We start from the raw sequence: 19,014 nt of genomic DNA, 5'->3' as shown, positions 1-19,014 counted from the left end.
GCCATCATAGGGTCATGGCCGTTCGGACACGGCCCTTTTTGATAGGAATGTTCCATGCATATCTTCGTCACCGGTGCCACCGGCTTCATCGGCAGCGCCATTGTCACCGAACTGATCAGCGCCGGGCACCGGGTCACCGGGCTGGTGCGCAGCGATGCGGCGGTCGAAAAACTTGCCTGTCTGGGGGCCAGCGCCCATCGGGGTGATCTGAACGACCTGGACAGCCTCCGCAAGGGGGCGGAGGGGGCTGACGGCGTCATTCACACCGCCTTCAACCATGATTTCTTCACCTATCGCGACAATTGCGAGATGGACCGACGTGTCATCGCCAGCCTGGGATCGGCCCTGGCGGGCAGCGACCGCCCCCTGCTGGTCACATCGGGCATCGGCATCCTGGCCGCCGGCCGAGTCCTGACGGAGGATGTGGAACCCGCCACCGGTTCGCACGCCCATCCCCGCGCCGCATCGGAACAGGCGGCGGTGGCGTTGCTGGATAAGGGCGTCAATGCCGGCATCATCCGCCTGCCACCCAGCGTGCATGGGGCCGGCGACCATGGGTTCGTGCCCATGCTGATCGCGCTTGCCCGGCAGAAGGGCGTTGCTGCTCATGTCGGGGACGGCAGCAATCGCTGGCCCGCGGTGCATCGGCTGGATGCCGCACGGCTGTACCGGCTGGCGGTGGAAAAGGCGCGGGCCGGGGCACGCTGGCACGGGGTGGCGGATGGCGGGGTGCCGTTCCGCGATATCACCGCCATCATCGCCCACCGTCTGAACCTGCCGCAGGTATCAACCGACGGGGCTGCTGCTGCCGCGCATTTCGGCTGGATCGGGGGTTTCACCGCCATGGATATGCCGGCCAGTGCCGATTACACCCGCGCCGAACTGGGCTGGACTCCGGTTGAAGCCGACCTGCTGACGGATATGGACAGCGACGCCTACTTCCCGCCGGCGTGAGCCTGCTTGTCCCACGCCGCCACCTTTGCCCGTGTGTCCGACATCATGCTGTCCAGGGCGCCTCGGTCCTGCACCTGCCCGCGCAGCACGACGGCATGGATAGCACGGGTGGCGGTGATATCTTCCAGCGGGTTGCCATTCAGAAGCACAAGGTCCGCCGCCTTGCCCACCGTGACGGACCCGTACCTGTCCAGCTTGCCGAACCAGGCGGGACCGGCCCGCGTAACGCTGGCCAGTGCCTGCGCCGGGGTCAGGCCGTAGCGGACATAAAGCGACAACTCATCATGCAGGCCGATACCGGGATAGTTGAAGGAATTCAGGAACCCGGCATCGGTGCCGCCGATGATGGTGACGCCGGCCTTCTGCAGCAGCGGCAGAACGGCTGCCGTCACCTCAAACTGTTCATGGCGGGCCTGCACCTGTTCCGGCGTGGCCTTGGCCGCCCGCTGCACCCGCCATTCATAGGTCTTGCGCAGGCCGGGGCCGATATAGGCCAGGTATTCATCCTTGGCGTGATCCTCCCGGTCCAGATAGGCGATGATGCGCGACCCGTTCAGGGTGGGCGTCACGAACACGCCCTTTTCCGCCAGATGCCGGAACCCCTGCATGGCAAAGGCCGGATCATAGCCCTGATCCAGACGGCGCGACGCCTCTGCACGGTCGATGCGACCGGCGGCATAATCGGCGGCGATGGCGGCTTCGTCCTTCACCCCGGCATTCAGGGCGTAATCCAGATGTTCAACGGAACTGAGCCCCGCCTCCACCGCCTGCCCCAGGGTCAGGGCCATGGGGATATGACCCGACGTGTTAAGGCCGGCGGCCCGCGCCTGCTTCACGGCATAAAGGAACAGTTCGGGCTTCAGCGTGCTGTCGGTGATCTTGACGAAATCGACCTTCAGGTCCTTCAGCCTAGCGATGGCCTGATCAACCTCCGCCTCGCTGCCGGTTTCCAGCGTCCCTTTCCAGACGGGCTTGATCCCTTCGATCTTCGGGCCTGATGACAACAGGGTAGGGCCGAACAACTTGCCGTCGACAATCTGTTGCCGCCAGGACAGCACGTCATAGGGAAGATCACCCGAACAATCGCGCACCGTCGTGATGCCATGGGCAACATACAGCGGCAGCAGCGCCTGGTTCTCCGCGATCAGGCCCGGCCCGCCGCCGAAATGCACATGCATGTCCCATAGGCCGGGGATCAGATAGCGGTTGCCTGCATCCAGGCTGCGCGCCGCGTTCCATTCGCCGGCAATCTCCGCATCCGGCCCCACGGCCAGGATCCTATCACCCGCTGTCACCACCGCCTGATCGGGGATCAGCCGTTCCTTTTCCACATCCACGATGGTGGCGTGGCGGATCACCAGATCGGCCTTCCCCTTTCCCGTGGCCGGCACAGACGGGGCCAGGACCAAAATGGTCAGAAGGGCGGCGAACAGCTTTTTCATGGGATGGCAACTCCGGCACTCAGGTGCCTTACCCTAACCCGCATGGCGGATCATGCGCCAATTGGATATATGGATAAAGATCATCCATATTCTGAATGATGCGACCATGTTCGATCCCCGCCTGCTGCGCGCCTTCGTCACCATCGCGGATACGGGCAGCTTCACGGTCGCCGCCGACCGCCTGCACATGACGCAATCGACGATCAGTCAGCAATTGGGACGGCTGGAACAAACGGTGGGTCAGGGTCTGATCGACCGCGCGGCCCGGCCCGTGCGCCCCACCCCGGCGGGGGAACGGCTGCTGGGTCCCGCCCGGCGCATCCTGTCGTTACAGCGGGATGCGGCGGCGATGCTGTCCGATCCGGTGGGCACATCGGTGCTGCGCATCGGGTTGCCGGAGGATATTGCGACCGTGCCCATGATGTCGGTCTTCGCCCGGTTTTCCGCCGGCCACCGCGAAATGCGCCTGGACGTTACCACCGGCCTGTCGCGCGACATTGCCCGGCGTTACCGGGCCGGCGATTTCGACATCGCCATCGTGAAGGAACCGGCGGCACAGGCCGACTACCGCGCCAGCTTCCCCGAACCCATGGCCTGGTTCCAGGCAGCGGATGCCGGTGACGATTGGCCCGACCCGATCCCGCTGGTCGCCTTTCCGCCCGGCGCGCTTTACCGGGATGCCATGTTCGACCGGATCGAGGGGATGGGCCGCCGCTGGTACATCGCCTTTACGGGCAGTTCGCTGGACAGCGTGGCCGTGGCGGTCGCCAGCGGCATGGGCCTGTCGCTGCTGCCGGTGGCCGCAATGGCGGGGTGTTCGGTACGGCCCCATCATGGGCTGGGTGCCGCCCCCGCCATGGCCGTCTCCCTCTATGCCTGGGAAGGCAGCGGCCCCATCGCCGACCTGACCGCGATGATGGCGGCGGTCCTGGCCGAACGCACAGCCACACCGCCGCCGCCTGATCAGGCGGCTACCTGATCACACCAATCATCAATATGCACGTCGCGCGGCCAGGGGCTGGCCGTGCGCCCCTCCAGCAGATCCTTCAAGCTCAACAGGAAACTGCCCCATTTCGTGCTGCAATGGTGCATGAACTCCACCACTTCCTTCCAGCCCTCATGCCGGAACAGCAGGATCGTGTAGTCCCCCTCCTGCCGCAGGTCCCAGTTGACATGGGTGCCGATCCATTCCGCCGGCCCGTCAACAACCTGCCAACGCAGATGCGTCGGCGCCTCCACGGCGACAACCTTCATGTCGAAGAAGCCACGGTCGCCGAACTGGAAATGCACGACATCGCCCATGGCCGATCCCTGGCCCATCGTTCCTTCCGTCCACCAGCGCGACAGACCGTCGGCGGTGACCAGCGCGTCAAAGACCGCCTGGGGGGCCACATTCTTGAAACCGATACGGTGCAGGATATTAGGCATGATAGTTCCTTTCAGGGGTGAGCAAGGGCATTTCCCGGCGTGCAATCACGCGGGATGGAGCGAAAAACGGACGAAAACGGCTTGATCCGAAGGCATGGGCCGGTTCGTCAGCGATGTTGCAGGAGCGGACCCAGGCCTTACGCGCGGGTCATGTGTCCGTTTCCTCCAGCGCGGTTTGCAGGTCGGCCAGCCGGTCGCGCCAGAAGGCGCGGTAATGGTCCATCCAGGTGGAAAGAGGTTCCAACCCCTCGGCCCGGGCACGGTAATAGACCTTGCGCCCCTCTGGCCGTTCCAGCACCAGTCCCGCCTGCTTCAAGGCCTTCAGATGCTGGGAGACCGCCCCCTGTGTCACACCGCTGCCCCGGGTCAGATCAACGACGCTGATCTCCCCTTCGGTGGCGATGCGTTCGAACATGCCGCGCCGCGTCGGGTCCGCCAGCGCGCGCATGATGTGGTTGATGGCTTCGGCTTCGATCATGATGAAACCATTAGCAAGCACTAAAGCATGAGTCAATACTAATGATTTTTTCCCCGCTCCACCTCAAATTAAACACGGACTAATTTTATCTGTGTTTTTACACTCGACGGACCAAACGCGGATCAATACAGTCCGCGTTATGGCACACATCACCGCAAGCGTTGAATATGGGATACATGGCCTCCTCTGGCTGATCGGGAATGAGGATGCAGCCCTGTCCAGCCGCGACCTCGCCGAACTTCAGGGTATTTCGCCCAGCTTCCTGGCCAAGATTTTCCAGAAACTGGAAAAAGCCGGGATCGTGAAGGCGAGCGAGGGGGTCAGGGGCGGCTATCGCCTGGCCCGCCCGGCGGACGAGATCACCTTCCTGGCGATCGTGGACGCGATCGAAGGGGACAAGCCCCTGTTCGACTGTCAGGAAATCCGGGGCCGCTGTGCCGTGTTCGGCAATAACCCGCCGGGCTGGGCCACCTCTGGTGTCTGTGCGGTGCATGCCGCCATGATGCAGGCGGAAAAGGCCATGCGCGACAGTCTGGCGTCGCAGACCCTGGGAAGTGTGGCCCAGCGTTTCGGGTCGAAGGCGCCACAGGAATTCTTCACCGATATCCAGGCCTGGATCGGGGACCGCATGCAGGGGCGCACCGCCCGTGGCGGCCGTCCCTCCCGCGCCGATCAGGGCTGATTTGATTTCTATTTGAGAAACTGACGGTGGGCAATCGCCCGCCGACGCCACCGCCTTGTCCGCCTTTCCCCACCCCGCCACCCGGTGGGAACGGTCCCCCATGCCCATCGACAAGAGGATTAAGACCATGACCAAGCAGACCCTGACCGTGGAACCTGTCGGCGCGGACATCAAAACCGCGCCGACAGACCACCCACGAAGCGGCGGGGGGCACCGGGTGACAGGAAACGCGCATCCTCGAACCCCATTTCATCCGCCTCCCCATAGATGCCGAAGGTCGCGTAGCGGCGGTCGAACAGATTGTCGACGCGCGTATGCAGCGTCACACCGTCCAGAACCTGATAGCGGGCCGACAGGGTGAACAGGGCAAAGCCGCCGATCGGGTCGGTCAGGTTCGCCTCATCCCCGCGCAGATACCGGCTGGATGAATATTGCATCTCCGCCCCTATCGTCAGCCCATCCGTCAGCGCCACATCCGCCCCGATCTTCAAACTGTGCAGCGGGATGCCGGGGATACGGTCGCCGCGCTCCACCGCAATCTCCCCTTCCGCATTCGCCTCCGGATTGTCCGGGGCCTGGATGGACAGGGGCGTGCGGAAACTGGCCCTGACCAGGGCGTAATCGGCAAACCAGCTGACGGCCCCCGCCTCCCCGGAAAGCCCGGCCTCCACCCCCTGCCGCCGCGTGCGCCCGACATTGTCGAAATAGCCGGTGCCCACAATCGGTCCTGCGGAAATGAAGATGATGTCGTCGCGATTGTCGGTGCGAAAGGCCGACAGCGACCATGCGACGCCCCCATCCGACAGTCGCCCACGCGCGCCCACCTCCCATGTCCGCGACCGCACATCGTCCAGCGGCGGATCGGCCAGGAAGGCATTGGGGAAGCGGCAGGGCTTTTCCGGATCGGCGCAGGATAGTTCCGCCGGCGTCGGGATACGGTTGCTCTCATTCACTGCTACGTAGAGCGTGGTGCCGGCGCCCGCATTCCAGGCCAGCCCGACACCGGGGTTCAGCGCCGTGTAGGTATGATCCCCATCCAGATCATCGCCCAACTGGTCCCGCAGGCGCAGATCGGCATGGGTCAGGCGCAGCGCCCCTGTCAGATGCAGGTCGGGCGTCAGGGACAGCGTGTCGGAAACACTGGCCCCCGCGATCCAGGACCGGGTCTTCAGCCCGACATTGAATTCCTCATTGCCGATGGCGATGCCCAGGCTTTCCACCCCGCGCGTCGCGTCCAGTTCGCCCAGTTCCGTCCCGCTGCCATAACGGGTGCGGGCATGGTCCAGACTGGCCCCCAGGATCAGGATATTGTCCATGCCGCCCAGCGCGCCAGCCTGTCGTGCCTGCAGGCTGATCCCCTGGCCGTCGGTGCGGGTCCGGGTGCGGTTGAACACGGCGTCCGGTTCGTCATCCAGGCCCGTGACAAGGCGGCCATCGGTCCCGATCACGGGTTCCAGATCGTCGCCTTCCTCAAAACAGATGCCGGTGCCGCATTCCTCAAACTCCCCCTGGTCGCCATTCGCCGTGCGCCGTTTCAGGTGACGCCAGTAACCGGCGGCGCGCAGGGTCCAGCCATCACCAGCCTCCGTCTTCCCACGGAAGGCCAGCGCCAGAAGGTCGCTGTCGGTGGCATCGGGATGGGTGAACACCCCGCGCCGGTTCTCCGCCAGAAGGTCGCCCGGCGCCGCCCCATTGCCCGTCAGTTCCGATGTGGTCGCCGTCAGGGAGACGCCGAATTCCGTCGCCGCATCAGGCCGGTACAGTACGTCGCCATAGGCACGCGACAGGCGGTTGGGCGAAAAATCGCGCCAGCCATCATCCCGCCCCTGCGACAGGCCCAGGTAATAGCCGACATCGCCGTCACTGCCCCCGGCCTCTGCCGTGGCAGACAGGAAACCATCCGATCCGGCACTGATATCCCCGCCCAGTCCCTGGTAACCGAACCCATCCTTCATGGACAGGATCACGGCCCCGCCCAGGCTGTTGGGGCCGAAAACCGGGTTGGACCCCGCCACCACCTGCGCCTGTCCGATAGCGAAGACCGGCAGCAGGTCCCACTGCACCACATCGCCAAACGCCTCATTCACGCGCATGCCGTCCTGATAAACGACGACGCCCTGCGGCTCGCCCAGGGCCGGTGCCGCCGTGAAGCCGCGCAGGGCCACGCCCTGCTGCCAGGGATTGCCCAGACTGTCGATGGCGGCCACCGCGCCCAGCCGGCGTTGCAGCCCTTCCGTCGCGGTGACCGTGCCGGGCCGGTTCATCGCAGCACCGTCCAGGCTGCGTCCGCTGGCCGGCAACCGGTTCAGCGGCACGCCTTCGCGCCCACCGGCGGTTCCGATCACAATCACCTCCTCCGTCCGTGCCACGGGGTCGGCAAACGCAGCCTGCGTCAGCAAGGCGGTGGTCAGCAGGCACAGCGTATGGGTGCGGCGCATTGTTTCGTCCCCGGAACAGGTCTTTGTTGCCGCTATTGGGACGCGGGGCCGGGGTTGGCGGCAATTGGACCATCGGGGCAGTCAGATATCCCTGACCAGGCGGGACAATTATCCTGATACTTTTGGTCAGTGGCGGATATGGGTGCGGCGGGATTAGCCTGGGATTTTCAGCCTGTTCTGAAGGGAATGACGGCTTGTCCCTGCGGTGGCGGATCATTCTGCTGGTGATGCTTGCGGCGGCCCTGTCGGCCCTGGCCGGATTGGCGGTGACCATTGGTGGGGCGCGCGTCGCCGTGCGGGCCGAAACCGAGGCGGCGCTCAATCAGGCACGCACGCAACCCGCCGTGATCACCGGCCATGCCCGCCATGTCACCCACCTGTTCGTGCCCGACGGCGCCGCCATCCCGCCCCCCAGCCCCTCTCACCCCGGCGTGCCCGGCTGGTTCGTGGCCCTGATCTGGGATGGTGCCCCCGACATCCTGCTGCCCGCACCCGGCGGCCAATGGCTGCTGCGTGCCGATCCGGTGGATGAGGTGGCGGAGGTCTGGTCCGATACGGTGGCGCTGGCCTGGACGGCTTTGGTGATGCTGGCCCTGCTGCTGGCCGCCCTTCATGTGCTGGTTGGGCGTGCGCTGGCCCCGCTGCACGGGTTTGCACAGGCGCTGGACCGGCTGGCACAGGGGCAGGCCGCCGACACGCCCACGGGGGATGGGATCCCGGAACTGACCGCCATCGGGCAGCGTATTGCCCACCTGGACCGAGAGTTGACGGTGGCGCGCGCGGAAAACGCTGCCCTGTCGCACAGCCTGATCGCCCTGCAGGATCAGGAACGTGCCCAGCTGGCCAGGGACCTGCATGATGAGCTGGGGCCCATGCTGTTCGGCATCCGGGTTGATGCCCATGCCATCGCACGGGCCGCTGGCGCGGGGCCGGTTCCCGCCGGCGACGCCACCGCGCGGGCCGATGCCATCGCCAGCGCCGCCGCCGGTATCCGCGACCTGTCGCGTCGCATCCTGAACCGGCTGCGCCCCATGGGTCTGGACCATCTGCATGCCGCCGACATCCTGCGCGACCTGATGGATAGCTTGGCGCGGCAGCATACGGGCATCCGCTTCACCACCAGCCTGGATGACGATGCCTTCGCCCGTTCCGAAGCCGCCGACCTGACCCTGTACCGCATCGCCAATGAGGCGCTGCTGAACGCCCTGCGCCATAGCAGGCCGACACATGTCGCGCTTTCAATCGAGGGCGATGATCAGGGCGTGATCCTGCGCGTCACCGACAATGGCGGTGGCCTGGGTGATGACGCGCCGCAGGGCCATGGCATTATCGGCATGCGTGAACGGGTGCGTGCCCTGGGCGGGGATTTCACGATCCTGACCGACGATGCCGGCCTGACCCTGGTGCAGGCCACCCTGCCCGTCCCGCTTTCCTCCCCCCAGACACAGGAACATCATGGCTGATGCCGCTCCCCTGATCCTGGTCGTTGATGACCATGCCATTGTGCGCGGCGGCTGCCGGCAATTGCTGGAACCGCCCTTGTCCCGCTTCCGGGTGGTGGAAGCTGCCGATGGCATGGCCGCCCGCGAACAGGTGGCCCGACACAATCCCGATCTGGTGGTGGCCGACCTGAACCTGCCCGGCAGCCCCAGCGGGCTGGACCTTGTCCGGGAACTGACGGGTGCCGGGCGGCGGGTGGTGGTGTTTTCGATGCATGAAACACCGGGCATCGCGGGCCGCTGTCTGGAAATGGGGGCCGCCGCCTATGTCACCAAATCGGACGCGCCTGACGCGCTGGTACAGGCGACGGAGGCGGCCCTGCGCGGTGACCGCTGGCTGTCGGCCGACATTGCCCGCGCCCTGGCCCTGCCCAACCGTGAGGGTGACCTGACGGAGCGGGAGGCCGAAATCCTGGATATTCTGGCCGACACTACGGACCTGGATGATGTCGGCCGCCGCCTGGGCATCAGCTACAAAACCGTTGCCAACAGCCTAGTCCGCCTGCGCAACCGCTTCGGTGTCCGACGCACTGCGGATCTGGTCAGGGTGGCGGTGCAGCGGCGGGCAGGCGGTTAGGCCACCACCCCCATCACCACCGACACCCCGCTATCCCCGATCAGGGATGCCCCGCGCGCCGGTACCGCCGCCGCGATGGCGGTGGACAGTGCGTCGGCCATGGTCGCCGCCGCCGCCGCCACACTAACCTGCCGCCACGCCGTCGCCGGAAGTCCCGTGGCGGGGTCCAGGATATGCCCGAACCGTCCGGCCGCATCGATCAGGGTTCCGCGCGGGGCGGACGTGGCGATGGCCCGGCCCGATACGGGCACCGTGGAAAGGACACGGTCCACCGCGGCCGGGTCGGCAATGCCCAGCCGCCATTCCTGTCCATCATCGCGCAGGCCGATGCCGCGCGGCTCCCCCATATCGACCAGCATATGCCCCACCCCATGGGACAGCAGCAGGTCCGTCACCCGGTCGGTGATATAGCCCTGAGCGATGCCGTTCAGGGTCAGTTGCGTTCCAGGCTGCAACCGCACCCGGTCGCGCGCCACCATAACCCGTTGCCACCCGACCGACCCCATGGCGGCACGCAGCCCCGCCGCATCCGGCGCCCCGCCCCGGTACAGGTCCCATAATGGCTGTACCGTCGGATCAAACACCCCACCCGTGGCCGCCGCAACCGACAGTGCCTGACCCAGCAGGTGAATGAAGGCGGCGGGTGGGTCGCCCACCTCCCCCTCCCGGTTCAGGCGCGACAGCAGGCTGTCGGGCCGATGCAGGCTGAACAGCCCCTCCATCGCCTCCACCAGCGCCACGACCCGCGACACCAGCCGTCGCGCCGTCTCTTCCTCCACCCCATGCAGGGTCAGACTGGCGGGTCCGCCCATGGCCTGCCCGGTCCAGGTGACGGGCGGCGGTTTGCGGGGCCACAGGGCGACACCCGCACCAGCCAGCGCCACCGCCGACAGGCGCAGCACGCGACGGCGACTGATCCGGGTTTCAGGCGGCATGACCATTCCCCTTCACCCCGATGCGCGCCGCCGCCCCGGCCCCATGTTTGGCCGCGACCACCAGCGGCACGCAGCGCCCTTCATCGGCATAGATGCCGACACAATCCAGGCACTGGAAACATTCGTCATAACGGATGGAGCCATCGCGGCGGATGGCCTTGTACCGGCAGCGCGCGGTGCAAAGCTGGCACGGACTGCCGCATGCCGTCCGCCGGGGAATCCAATCCAGCACCCGCAACCGCCCCGCCAGCGCCAGGAACGCGCCCAGCGGACAGACATAGCGGCAGAACGGCTTGAACATCACCGTCCCCAGCAGCAGCCAGAACCCGGCATAAAGCACGAAGGGCAGGTCGCGCAGGAAGGTCAGGGTGATGGCCGTCTTGAACGGTTCCACCTCCGCCGCCGTCTCCGTCTGTGTCGGCGCGATCAGGGCCGTGGCCAGCAGCACCGCCAGCACCCCATATTTCAGCAACACCAGCCGCCCATCCAGCCATGCCGGCACCCGCACCTGCCGCAACCGCAATGCCCGGCCCAGCGCGTCGGCGAATTCCTGCAAGGCCCCGAACGGGCACAGCCAGCCGCAGAAGGTACCCCGCCCCCAGATGATCGACGCCACCGCGACATAGGCCCAAAGCAGCAGGGAAATGGGATCATAGAGCAGGAAGCCGAAATCCATCCCCCGCGCCGCCCCCTTCACCAGCCCCTGTACCGTCACGATGGATAGCTGCCCCTGTGCATAGATGCCGACAAAGCCCAGCGTCACCGCCAGGAACCCCATCCGCGTCCAATAGAACAGCCGCTCCCGCCGCGACAGGCGTGTCTGCGCGATCAACCCCGCTGTCAGACCCAGCAGCATCAGGCCCAGCACCGACAGTTCCGGCAGCCGGCTGCCCCAGGCCAGCAGCCATTCCGGTGTTGGTTCTTCCACCACGGGCCGCGTGAACAGCGTCGGCGGCAGGGCGTAATCGAGTGGGAAATCCTGTATTCCCATTTCCGGCCGGATCACGCCCTTTTCCCGGATGACACGCAGCGACAGGGTCCAAGGGCTGGCCGGGTCGAAGGCGGCGGAACCATCGATGCGGAACAGCCGCACCTCTTCCGCCGTCGGCACCCCGGCGGGCAGGGTGTAATCATGCACCATGTCGCGGATATTGACGGGAAAGCCGGCTTGGCGGACCGACAGCCGGTCCGGCACCGTGGCCGGCACGAAATCCGGACCGGTATAGGAATAGCGCCCGCTGGACATCACCAGCAGCGCCTCCTCCCCAGGCTGCAACCGCGCCATCAGATGGGCATGCTGCGCGTCACCCAGCAGGGAGCGGCCAATACCGGGACTGTTCAGATAGGCGACCCACAGGTCGATGAAGGTGCCGTCGGGGTCTCCTGTCCCCTCCATATCCAGGCCCGCGAAGATGGTGCCCCTATACGCCGCCTCCACCTGCGCGTTGCTGAGGCGAAGATGGCGGACAAGGCCCTGGTCCACCAGCGCCGGCCAATCCATGACCCTGTCCATGTCGGCGCGCGGCAGAGATTTCGGCTTGGACGCGATGGCGGCCATCTTGGCCTGCGCCACCTTGGTCGCCGCACCTATGATGGTCAGGTTGGCGATACGCAGGCTGGCCGTGGCCTTTGCCACCCCGTCCAGCGTGACCGATGTGCTGCCCGCCCGGTCGGACGCGCCATATAGGCTGCCGATCTTGATATTCTGCCGGATGGTCAGGCCGCGATATTGGCTCAGGAAATCGACGAAAGGCTGTGGCCCCAGCCCATCCACAAAGACCGGTTCATGCTGCGACACGATCCGCACATCCAGCAGCCGGCCCGTATCATCCATGGCAACCGACAGGTTCATGGGCGTACCGGAAAATCCCGGAATGGGCGTCAGGTTCCCCGTTTCGAAAATATACCCCGCCACCATTCCCGCCTTGATCAGCGGCCAGGCCGGCACCTCCCGATCCTTCTCCCCCAGGCTGTAACCGTCGGGCAGCAGCCGCGTCATTTCCGCCTCGCTCAACCCGGCCCGCACCGGCCCGGCGACCATCAGCAGCATCAGCAACAGGACCCAGCGCAGCAGCATCGCTTCCCCCAAATGTTGGGAAAAGGCTAGGATGCTGGCCGGGTAACGGGAATTGGACTTTGGTTTCAGGGGCGGCCCCTTACCGCCGGCAAAGACTCTCCCCCTCATCATCCCCCAGACTGTCCAGCGGCGTACGCTGGTGCAGATAGCCTTCCTGGGGGGAGACGGAGACCAGGAGACGGGGCGAGGTGATCAGGATCGGCTGACGCAACTGCCCATCCCAGGGACGGAAGCTCAATGCCTGTCCCTTGAACGCCGCCAGGGTGAAACCGGGATCTTTCAGGGTCGCCAGAACCGCCGCCGCATCCCCGCCCTTTACCTTGCCCGCCGCCTCCGTCACGGCACGCACCGCCGTCCAGGCGGCATAATCGCGTTCGGTCATGACCCGTCCAGCCAGGGCCTGGAACCGGTTCTGCAACTGTGTGCCGCCCCATTGTTCAAACACCCGCGACCAGGCGGTGGGCGTCAGTTCGGCGGTGCCGGCCACGGGCCGCGGGCGGGCCGTGCGATAGGACAGGAAGTCGCCGAACGCCCCGTCTTCGTCCGCCACGATCAGCACATCATGGTCGGCCCCACGCGTGAAGGTGGACACCACGTCACGCTCATTGCTGAAGCCGTCATCGGTGCGGGCATGGCCCACATCGAAGGTCCAATCCTTCTCCTCCACGATCTTCGCCCCCAGCCGTTTGGCGGTGCGGCGCACGGCATCGGCAAAGGGCTTGTCCCCCGGACCCGCCCCGGTGACCAGGAACCAGCTGGTCCAGCGCCGGGTCACCAGATACTGGCCCAGCGCATCGGCCAGCATCCGCCGGCTGGGGATGGTGTGCAGCAGGTTGGCGCGGCATTGCGCGTTGCGCAGGCCGTCATCGCGTGCCCGCGCATTGATCACCAAGGCCCCCTTGGCCGCCGCCTTGTCCGCCACGCGCAGCACGGCATCGCCGGGCAGGTCGGCGATGATGAAGCGCAACCCCTGCCCCAGCAGGGCATCCACATCCCCCTCTCGCCCCTCCGCCAGGGTGAAGTCCTTCTTCAGGAACCGGCCCGTGACATTGCCATCCTGAATACCCAGTCTCGCCCCCATCAGCGCCCCGTCGCGGATGACGGGGTCCAGAAAGGACAGGGGCGTGGCAGGCGGATCGTCGGTGCCGATGAAGCCGATGGCAAGCCGGGTCATCGGCGCAGTTGCCGCCGCCGGCTTCGGCGCGTCGGCAGCCAGAACGGGGGCCGCACAGCACAGGGCCAGGGCCAATGACAGGGCGCGCAGCATCGGTTTTCTCCCCGCGTCGGAACCTTCGGCCAGCATAAGCCCGCCCCCGCGCGCGAACGACATTGCACTATCGTCTAAGCCCTTGGCCGGGTTCGACCGCTTGGCAAAGACCCTTCGCCCGCCGTACCATCCTGGAATCCCTGCCCTGGCCCATCGCCGGGGTTTCGTGAACCGAGGTCCAGGGGCGTGATGCCGCCAATGCCAACCCGGTCGCTGGTGCGGGCCTGCACACATCTGGCGGACCCGGCGGCGGCCATCGACGAGCTTCACAGCAACCTGACAGCCGCCGATCCGGCGCTGATCGTGCTGTTCTGCTCCTCCCACTATGACCTGTCAGCCGTTGCAGCCTCGCTGCGCGCCCGCTTTCCGGGCGTGCCGGCCATCGGCTGCACCACCTCGGGGGAGTTGACGCCGCTTGGCTATATGGATGGCTCCATCACGGCGGTCGCCTTCCCCAAGGGCGATTTCGCGGCCAGCATCGCGCGCTTCGACCATGTCAGCCGGTTTGAGATGGGCGACGCCAAGCCCAAGGTGCGGGAGCTTCTGGCCGAGGCGGAGGATACGGCCATCGAAATGGGCCCCGACGCCCGCCATGTCGCCCTATTCCTGGTCGATGGCCTGTGCGTGAAGGAAGAACTGATTATCAGCGCCCTGCATGACGCGCTGGGTGGCCTGCCGCTGATCGGCGGATCGGCGGGCGACGACATGCGGTTTGAGGCGACGCATGTCCTGCATGACGGGGAATTCCATGTCGATGCCGGCGTCCTGCTGATCCTGACGACCACGCGGCCCTTCAAGGTGTTCCGCAACCAGCATTTCGTTCATACCGACCAGAAGATGGTGGTCACCCAAGCAGACCCCACCCGCCGCATCGTGACCGAAATCAATGCCGAGCCGGCGGCCCGCGAATATGCCCGCATGGTGGGGCTGGAAGGCGAACCGCTGACGCCGATGATCTTCGCCTCATACCCCGTGGTGGTGCGGGTGGGCGGGGAATATTATGTCCGCTCCATCCAGAAGGTGAACGAGGATGAAAGCCTGACCTTCTTCTGCGCCATTGATGAGGGCATTGTCCTGACGGTGGCGACCGGCGTGGATATCGTGCGCAACCTTCAGGAACTGTTCGATCGCCTGACGGCGGAGATCGGCAAGCCCGACCTGATCCTGGGCTTCGATTGCGTCTTCCGCTCACTGGAACTGGAGCAGAAGCAGTTGAAGCAGGCGGCGTCCAAGGTGCTGGCCAGCCAGAATGTCGTGGGCTTCTGCACCTATGGTGAACAATATAACGCCATGCATGTGAACCAGACCTTCACCGGTCTGGCCATAGGTGCGCGATGAGCGCCCTGCCCGATCCCGCCAACGACCTGCCCACGCCGGAGCAGGAGCGTATCGCGCTCCTGGAGCGGGAGAACTGGAAGCTCAAACGCATCAACAAGGCGCTGATGGACCGGGTCGAACGGTCCATGGATTATCATGGCAGCGCCTTCTCCCTGTTTCAGACGGCCATTGTCCTGGAAAGCCGGGTGCGCGAGCGTACCCAGCAGCTGGAGGCATCCAACAGCGAGCTTGCCCGCGCCAAGGAGGAGGCAGAAACCGCTCAGACCCGTCTGGCGGAGGCCATCGAAAGCGTGAATGAGGGCTTTGCCCTGTTCGACGCCGATGACCGTCTGGTCCTGTGCAACAAGACCTATCTGTCGCTCTGGCCCGCCATCGCCGACCTGATCCGACCGGGCATCAGCTTTGGCGAGATCGCGCAGATGGCGGTGTCACGCGGGTCGGTGGTGCCCGAAACCGCAGGCCCTGACCGCTGGGTCCGCGAACGGGTGGCGCAGCATGCGGGGGCCGATGGCACCCATGTCCATGCCCTGGCCGACGGGCGCTGGATACAGATCAATGAACGCCGCACCCGCGATGGCGGCATCGTCGGCATCTACACCGACATCACCGATGTGAAGGAACGCGACGCCCGCGACGGTCAGGAACGCATCCGCCTGATCACCGACGCCATGCCGGCCCTGATCGCCTATGTCGATGCGGACGAAACCTACCGGTTCGTGAACCGCCGCTATGGTGAGATGTTCCGCCGCCCCCGGCATGAGATCGTGGGATCGACCATGCGCGAACTGCTGGGGGATGATGAATATCGCCGCCGCCGCCCGCATATCGGCACCGTCATGGCAGGGCACGAGACGCAGTTCGACCTGGAATTCGATACGCGGTCCGGTAAACGCTATTCCCAGGCAACCTATGTCCCGCATTTCGCCCCCGATGGCGCGGTGCTGGGCTTCTTCTCCCTGATCCAGGACGTGACCGAACGCCGCCGCGCGGCGGAGGATCTGCGTGAGGCCAATGAAGGCCTGGAACGCCGCGTGGCCGAACGCACCGCCGCCCTGAAGCAGGAGATTACCGAACGTCAGCAGATCGAGGAAAAACTGCGGGAGGCGAAGACCGCCGCCGAACAGGCCAACCTGTCAAAGACCAAGTTCCTGGCCGCCGCCAGCCACGACCTTCTGCAGCCGCTGAACGCCGCCCGCCTGTTTGTGTCCGCCCTGACCGAAGGCGAGCACGAGGCCGGCACCCGCATGCTGGTGGAAAAGACCGATGCGGCCCTGCTGTCGGTCGAAGACCTGCTGGAAGCGCTGCTGGATATTTCCAAACTGGATGCCGGCGTGGTGCAGCCGCAGTTGGATGATTTCCCGCTGGCCATGCTGCTGACATCCATGCAGGCCGAATATGCGCCGGTGGCCAAGGAACGCGGTCTGGACCTGCGGGTCCTGCCGTGCAAGGCCATTGTCCATACCGACATGCGCCTGCTCCGCCGCATCCTGCAGAACTTCGTCTCCAACGCCCTGCGTTACACCCGCATGGGCCGCGTCCTGGTCGGCTGCCGACGGGTAGCGGAAGGGGTGCGGATCGAGGTGCTGGATACCGGCCCCGGCATCCCGGCGGACAAGCTGGACGAAGTGTTTGAGGAATTCCGCCGTCTGGAAGGCGCCGACCGCCCCGCCGGGCGCGACCGGGGCATGGGGCTGGGCCTGGCCATCGTACAGCGGGCGGGTCGCATGCTGAACACACCCATCGGCCTGCGCTCCCGCATCGGCAAGGGATCGGCCTTTACCGTCACGGTGCCGCTGGGCAACAAGAAGCGCCCCGCCCTGCCCAGTGCCACGCGCAGCATAGCACCCGCCAGCCCCCTGACCGGTGCGCGTATCCTGGTTATCGATAATGAACAGGCCATTCTGGACGGGATGGGCGCGCTGCTGCGCGGCTGGGGCTGTCAGGTGCAGGTGGCACCCTGCGCCGACAGCGCCATGGACGCCCTGGGCGGCTGGCCCGACGTGATCATCGCCGACTATCATCTGGAAAACGGCGCCATCGGCGTCGATGCCATCGCCCGCATCATTCAGGCGCGCGGCCATGACATCCCAGCCATGGTCATCACCGCCAACCGCACGGCGGATATCCATGAACGGGTGCAGCGCGACGGCTATGCCCTGCTGACCAAACCCGTAAAGCCCGCACAATTGCGGGCCTTGGTGACACAGCTGATCGGGTAGAGCGGTTTTCGGTTGACCAGAAAACAGCTCCGGCGGCGACTGCCGCCGCGCGGCTCGTGCCGCGTGAGCCAAGTCGCCGGATGGCGACGCCGGCAACTGAGGGACTTGAAAGAATGACCATCGGTCATTCTTTCAAGTCGACGGTATAGAGCCGGGAAGCATTGCCCCCCGACCCCCTTTCCTCACGCAATCTTGCGCAATTCGTCGCGGACATTGTCCACACGCTGGTTGGCGGTGCGGGTGGACAGCACGATCTCATCCATATTGTGGTGGATCAGGGCCACATCACCCGATGCACCGCGCATGTTGGCGTTCATCAGCCGGGCCACCGCGCTCTGTTCCTCCACCGCGGAACAGGTGCCGATGACATAGCCGCGCACCGCGTCGATGGCGCCGCGAATGGCGTGCAACTTCTCCGCCACGTCGCCCGACACATCCTGCAAATTCACGATCTCCTTGGAGATCAGTTGCGTCGCCTCTGCCGCCTGCCGGGCCAGGGACTTCACCTCGCTGGCCACCACCGCGAAACCACGGCCCGCCTCGCCGGCGCGCGCACTTTCGATGGTGGCGTTCAGGGCCAGCATGTTGATGCGCCCGGCAATATCGCCGATCAGCTTGACGATGCCATCCATGGCCTGGGTGCCGCGCACCAGCTTCTCGGTCGCCTGATCCACCACCTGCGCCTCGCTATAGGCCTGTTCGGTGGCTTCCTTGGACCGCGTCATGCTCTGTGCGATCTCGCGGATGGAGGCATCCAGCTGTTCGGAACCGCTGGCAATGGCCTGCACATTTTCCGAGGTGCGCTGCGATGCTGCCGACGCATCCTCTGCCTGGGCGTTGGAGGCCTGGACGGCGGCAACGATATCGCCCAGATATTTCTGCACCGCCGCCAGCGTCTCCTCCGTCTGGTGCCGCGCCTCGACCGCCGCCGTCACATCGATGGCGAACTTCACCACCTTGATGGGCTTGCCATTGCCATCCAGGATGGGATTGTAGGTCGCCTGGATATAGACGACGCGGCCACCGGCACCGATGCGCTTATACTCCGCCTGGCTGAACCGACCGGCGCGCAAGCCTTGCCAGAAGCTGGCATAGGCGGGGCTGGAGGCCTCAGTCGGATCGACAAACATCGAATGTTTGCGGCCCTTGATCTGATCCAGCCGGTAACCCATGACCTTCAGGAAATTGGCATTGGCGCTCAGGACGTTGCCATCCATGTCAAATTCGATGACGGCCTGCGCCCGGTCCAGTGCGGCCAACTGGCCTTCCTGATCCAGGCTGTTCTGATGTTCGGCGGTGGCGTCGGTCGCGACCTTGACCACCTTCACCACGCGGCCCTTGCGGTCCATTACGGGGTTGTAGGAACCATGGATCCAGACCTCGCGCCCGCCCTTGGCGATGCGGCGGATCATCTCCACCTGCGTGGCGCGGCCTTCGGCCAGATCCTTCCAGAACCGGGCATAATCCGGGCTGTTCCGGGTTGCATCATCCACGAACATGCTGTGGTGACGGCCCTTGATCTCCGCCAAGTTATAGCCCATGGCGGTCAGGAAATTATCATTCGCACCCAGGATGGTTCCGTCGGGCGTGAATTCGACAATGGCCTGCGCCTTGCTGATGGCGGCCAGGACCGCTTCTGCATCGTGATTGCCACCGAACATCATATCGCCCCCCCTTAAC

The 19,014-nt window shown here is 65.6% G+C and carries 15 protein-coding genes; 7 read left to right on the top strand and 8 right to left on the bottom strand.

Annotated elements, in window-relative coordinates; all coding sequences use genetic code 11:
- Positions 1 to 54 precede the first annotated feature (54 nt).
- Entirely contained in the window at positions 55 to 954 is a 900-nt protein-coding gene (locus tag ACODSP_RS01610; RefSeq protein ID WP_488963886.1) for an SDR family oxidoreductase, read from the top strand.
- Here the strand turns inward: ACODSP_RS01610 and ACODSP_RS01605 are convergent.
- A complete protein-coding gene (locus ACODSP_RS01605) occupies positions 936 to 2,396 on the bottom strand; it encodes an amidohydrolase family protein (RefSeq protein WP_488963885.1) in 1,461 nt (486 codons plus the stop codon). The genes ACODSP_RS01610 and ACODSP_RS01605 overlap by 19 nt on opposite strands.
- Positions 2,397 to 2,502: 106 nt before the next feature.
- On the opposite strand from ACODSP_RS01605, the gene ACODSP_RS01600 reads away from it, so the two are divergent.
- Positions 2,503 to 3,375 (top strand): LysR family transcriptional regulator, encoded by an 873-nt coding sequence (locus tag ACODSP_RS01600; RefSeq protein WP_488963884.1) that lies wholly within the window; start codon positions 2,503 to 2,505, stop codon positions 3,373 to 3,375.
- Here the strand turns inward: ACODSP_RS01600 and ACODSP_RS01595 are convergent.
- Both ACODSP_RS01595 and ACODSP_RS01590 read right to left on the bottom strand, forming a co-directional pair.
- Complete coding sequence (locus ACODSP_RS01595; protein ID WP_488963883.1) at positions 3,360 to 3,824, bottom strand: SRPBCC family protein; 465 nt, start codon at positions 3,822 to 3,824, stop codon at positions 3,360 to 3,362. The two genes, ACODSP_RS01600 and ACODSP_RS01595, sit on opposite strands and share 16 nt — an antisense overlap.
- Before the next feature lie 148 nt (positions 3,825 to 3,972).
- Positions 3,973 to 4,302: an ArsR/SmtB family transcription factor gene (locus ACODSP_RS01590; protein ID WP_488963882.1), complete on the bottom strand. Its 330-nt coding sequence runs from the start codon at positions 4,300 to 4,302 to the stop codon at positions 3,973 to 3,975.
- 139 nt (positions 4,303 to 4,441) lie between these two features.
- Here ACODSP_RS01590 and ACODSP_RS01585 point away from each other — a divergent pair, with 139 nt between their 5' ends.
- Complete coding sequence (locus tag ACODSP_RS01585; protein WP_488963881.1) at positions 4,442 to 4,984, top strand: RrF2 family transcriptional regulator; 543 nt, start codon at positions 4,442 to 4,444, stop codon at positions 4,982 to 4,984.
- Between the two features lie 170 nt (positions 4,985 to 5,154).
- On the opposite strand, the gene ACODSP_RS01580 is transcribed toward ACODSP_RS01585, so the two are convergent.
- Positions 5,155 to 7,422, bottom strand: coding sequence for a TonB-dependent receptor (locus ACODSP_RS01580; protein ID WP_488963880.1), 2,268 nt, complete (start codon positions 7,420 to 7,422; stop codon positions 5,155 to 5,157).
- Positions 7,423 to 7,616: 194 nt separating this feature from the next.
- On the opposite strand from ACODSP_RS01580, the gene ACODSP_RS01575 reads away from it, so the two are divergent.
- Positions 7,617 to 8,885: a sensor histidine kinase gene (locus tag ACODSP_RS01575; protein WP_488963879.1), complete on the top strand. Its 1,269-nt coding sequence runs from the start codon at positions 7,617 to 7,619 to the stop codon at positions 8,883 to 8,885.
- Positions 8,878 to 9,498, top strand: a complete 621-nt coding sequence (locus ACODSP_RS01570) for a response regulator (protein ID WP_488963878.1) — start codon at positions 8,878 to 8,880, stop codon at positions 9,496 to 9,498. The genes ACODSP_RS01575 and ACODSP_RS01570 overlap by 8 nt, the downstream gene beginning before the upstream one ends.
- On the opposite strand, the gene ACODSP_RS01565 is transcribed toward ACODSP_RS01570, so the two are convergent.
- The 3 genes from ACODSP_RS01565 to ACODSP_RS01555 all read right to left on the bottom strand — a co-directional run bounded on the left by ACODSP_RS01565 (position 9,495) and on the right by ACODSP_RS01555 (position 13,777).
- Complete coding sequence (locus tag ACODSP_RS01565) at positions 9,495 to 10,433, bottom strand: FAD:protein FMN transferase (protein ID WP_488963877.1); 939 nt, start codon at positions 10,431 to 10,433, stop codon at positions 9,495 to 9,497. The two genes, ACODSP_RS01570 and ACODSP_RS01565, sit on opposite strands and share 4 nt — an antisense overlap.
- Positions 10,423 to 12,510: a 4Fe-4S binding protein gene (locus ACODSP_RS01560; protein WP_488963876.1), complete on the bottom strand. Its 2,088-nt coding sequence runs from the start codon at positions 12,508 to 12,510 to the stop codon at positions 10,423 to 10,425. The genes ACODSP_RS01565 and ACODSP_RS01560 overlap by 11 nt, the downstream gene beginning before the upstream one ends.
- A 79-nt stretch (positions 12,511 to 12,589) precedes the next feature.
- A complete protein-coding gene (locus ACODSP_RS01555; RefSeq protein WP_488963875.1) occupies positions 12,590 to 13,777 on the bottom strand; it encodes an ABC transporter substrate-binding protein in 1,188 nt (395 codons plus the stop codon).
- Positions 13,778 to 13,975: 198 nt separating this feature from the next.
- Between ACODSP_RS01555 and nosP the strand changes: the two genes are divergently transcribed.
- Both nosP and ACODSP_RS01545 read left to right on the top strand, forming a co-directional pair.
- Positions 13,976 to 15,115, top strand: a complete 1,140-nt coding sequence (nosP, locus tag ACODSP_RS01550) for a nitric oxide-sensing protein NosP (protein WP_488963874.1) — start codon at positions 13,976 to 13,978, stop codon at positions 15,113 to 15,115.
- Positions 15,112 to 17,334: a PAS domain-containing hybrid sensor histidine kinase/response regulator gene (locus ACODSP_RS01545; RefSeq protein WP_488963873.1), complete on the top strand. Its 2,223-nt coding sequence runs from the start codon at positions 15,112 to 15,114 to the stop codon at positions 17,332 to 17,334. The genes nosP and ACODSP_RS01545 overlap by 4 nt, the downstream gene beginning before the upstream one ends.
- 182 nt (positions 17,335 to 17,516) lie before the next feature.
- On the opposite strand, the gene ACODSP_RS01540 is transcribed toward ACODSP_RS01545, so the two are convergent.
- The gene (locus ACODSP_RS01540) at positions 17,517 to 18,998 is read right to left on the bottom strand and encodes a methyl-accepting chemotaxis protein (protein ID WP_488963872.1); all 1,482 of its coding nucleotides are present in this window, start codon (positions 18,996 to 18,998) and stop codon (positions 17,517 to 17,519) included.
- Between the last annotated feature and the right edge of the window lie 16 nt (positions 18,999 to 19,014).

This window comes from Niveispirillum sp. FG156 (genome assembly GCF_057809555.1).
The sequence above is the reverse complement of the archived record's forward strand: the minus strand, read 5'-3'. Positions and strand labels throughout refer to the sequence as shown.

What these genes read in the sequence shown, in the direction of transcription:
- ACODSP_RS01595 (WP_488963883.1), bottom strand. Translation starts at nt 3,824, where the DNA reads ATGCCTAATATCCTGCACCGTATCGGTTTCAAGAATGTGGCCCCCCAG.
- ACODSP_RS01590 (WP_488963882.1), bottom strand. Translation starts at nt 4,302, where the DNA reads ATGATCGAAGCCGAAGCCATCAACCACATCATGCGCGCGCTGGCGGAC.
- ACODSP_RS01555 (WP_488963875.1), bottom strand. Translation starts at nt 13,777, where the DNA reads ATGCTGCGCGCCCTGTCATTGGCCCTGGCCCTGTGCTGTGCGGCCCCC.
- nosP (WP_488963874.1), top strand. Translation starts at nt 13,976, where the DNA reads ATGCCAACCCGGTCGCTGGTGCGGGCCTGCACACATCTGGCGGACCCG.
- ACODSP_RS01610 (WP_488963886.1), top strand. Translation starts at nt 55, where the DNA reads ATGCATATCTTCGTCACCGGTGCCACCGGCTTCATCGGCAGCGCCATT.
- ACODSP_RS01605 (WP_488963885.1), bottom strand. Translation starts at nt 2,396, where the DNA reads ATGAAAAAGCTGTTCGCCGCCCTTCTGACCATTTTGGTCCTGGCCCCG.
- ACODSP_RS01585 (WP_488963881.1), top strand. Translation starts at nt 4,442, where the DNA reads ATGGCACACATCACCGCAAGCGTTGAATATGGGATACATGGCCTCCTC.
- ACODSP_RS01565 (WP_488963877.1), bottom strand. Translation starts at nt 10,433, where the DNA reads ATGCCGCCTGAAACCCGGATCAGTCGCCGTCGCGTGCTGCGCCTGTCG.
- ACODSP_RS01570 (WP_488963878.1), top strand. Translation starts at nt 8,878, where the DNA reads ATGGCTGATGCCGCTCCCCTGATCCTGGTCGTTGATGACCATGCCATT.
- ACODSP_RS01580 (WP_488963880.1), bottom strand. Translation starts at nt 7,422, where the DNA reads ATGCGCCGCACCCATACGCTGTGCCTGCTGACCACCGCCTTGCTGACG.
- ACODSP_RS01540 (WP_488963872.1), bottom strand. Translation starts at nt 18,998, where the DNA reads ATGATGTTCGGTGGCAATCACGATGCAGAAGCGGTCCTGGCCGCCATC.
- ACODSP_RS01560 (WP_488963876.1), bottom strand. Translation starts at nt 12,510, where the DNA reads ATGCTGCTGCGCTGGGTCCTGTTGCTGATGCTGCTGATGGTCGCCGGG.
- ACODSP_RS01545 (WP_488963873.1), top strand. Translation starts at nt 15,112, where the DNA reads ATGAGCGCCCTGCCCGATCCCGCCAACGACCTGCCCACGCCGGAGCAG.
- ACODSP_RS01600 (WP_488963884.1), top strand. Translation starts at nt 2,503, where the DNA reads ATGTTCGATCCCCGCCTGCTGCGCGCCTTCGTCACCATCGCGGATACG.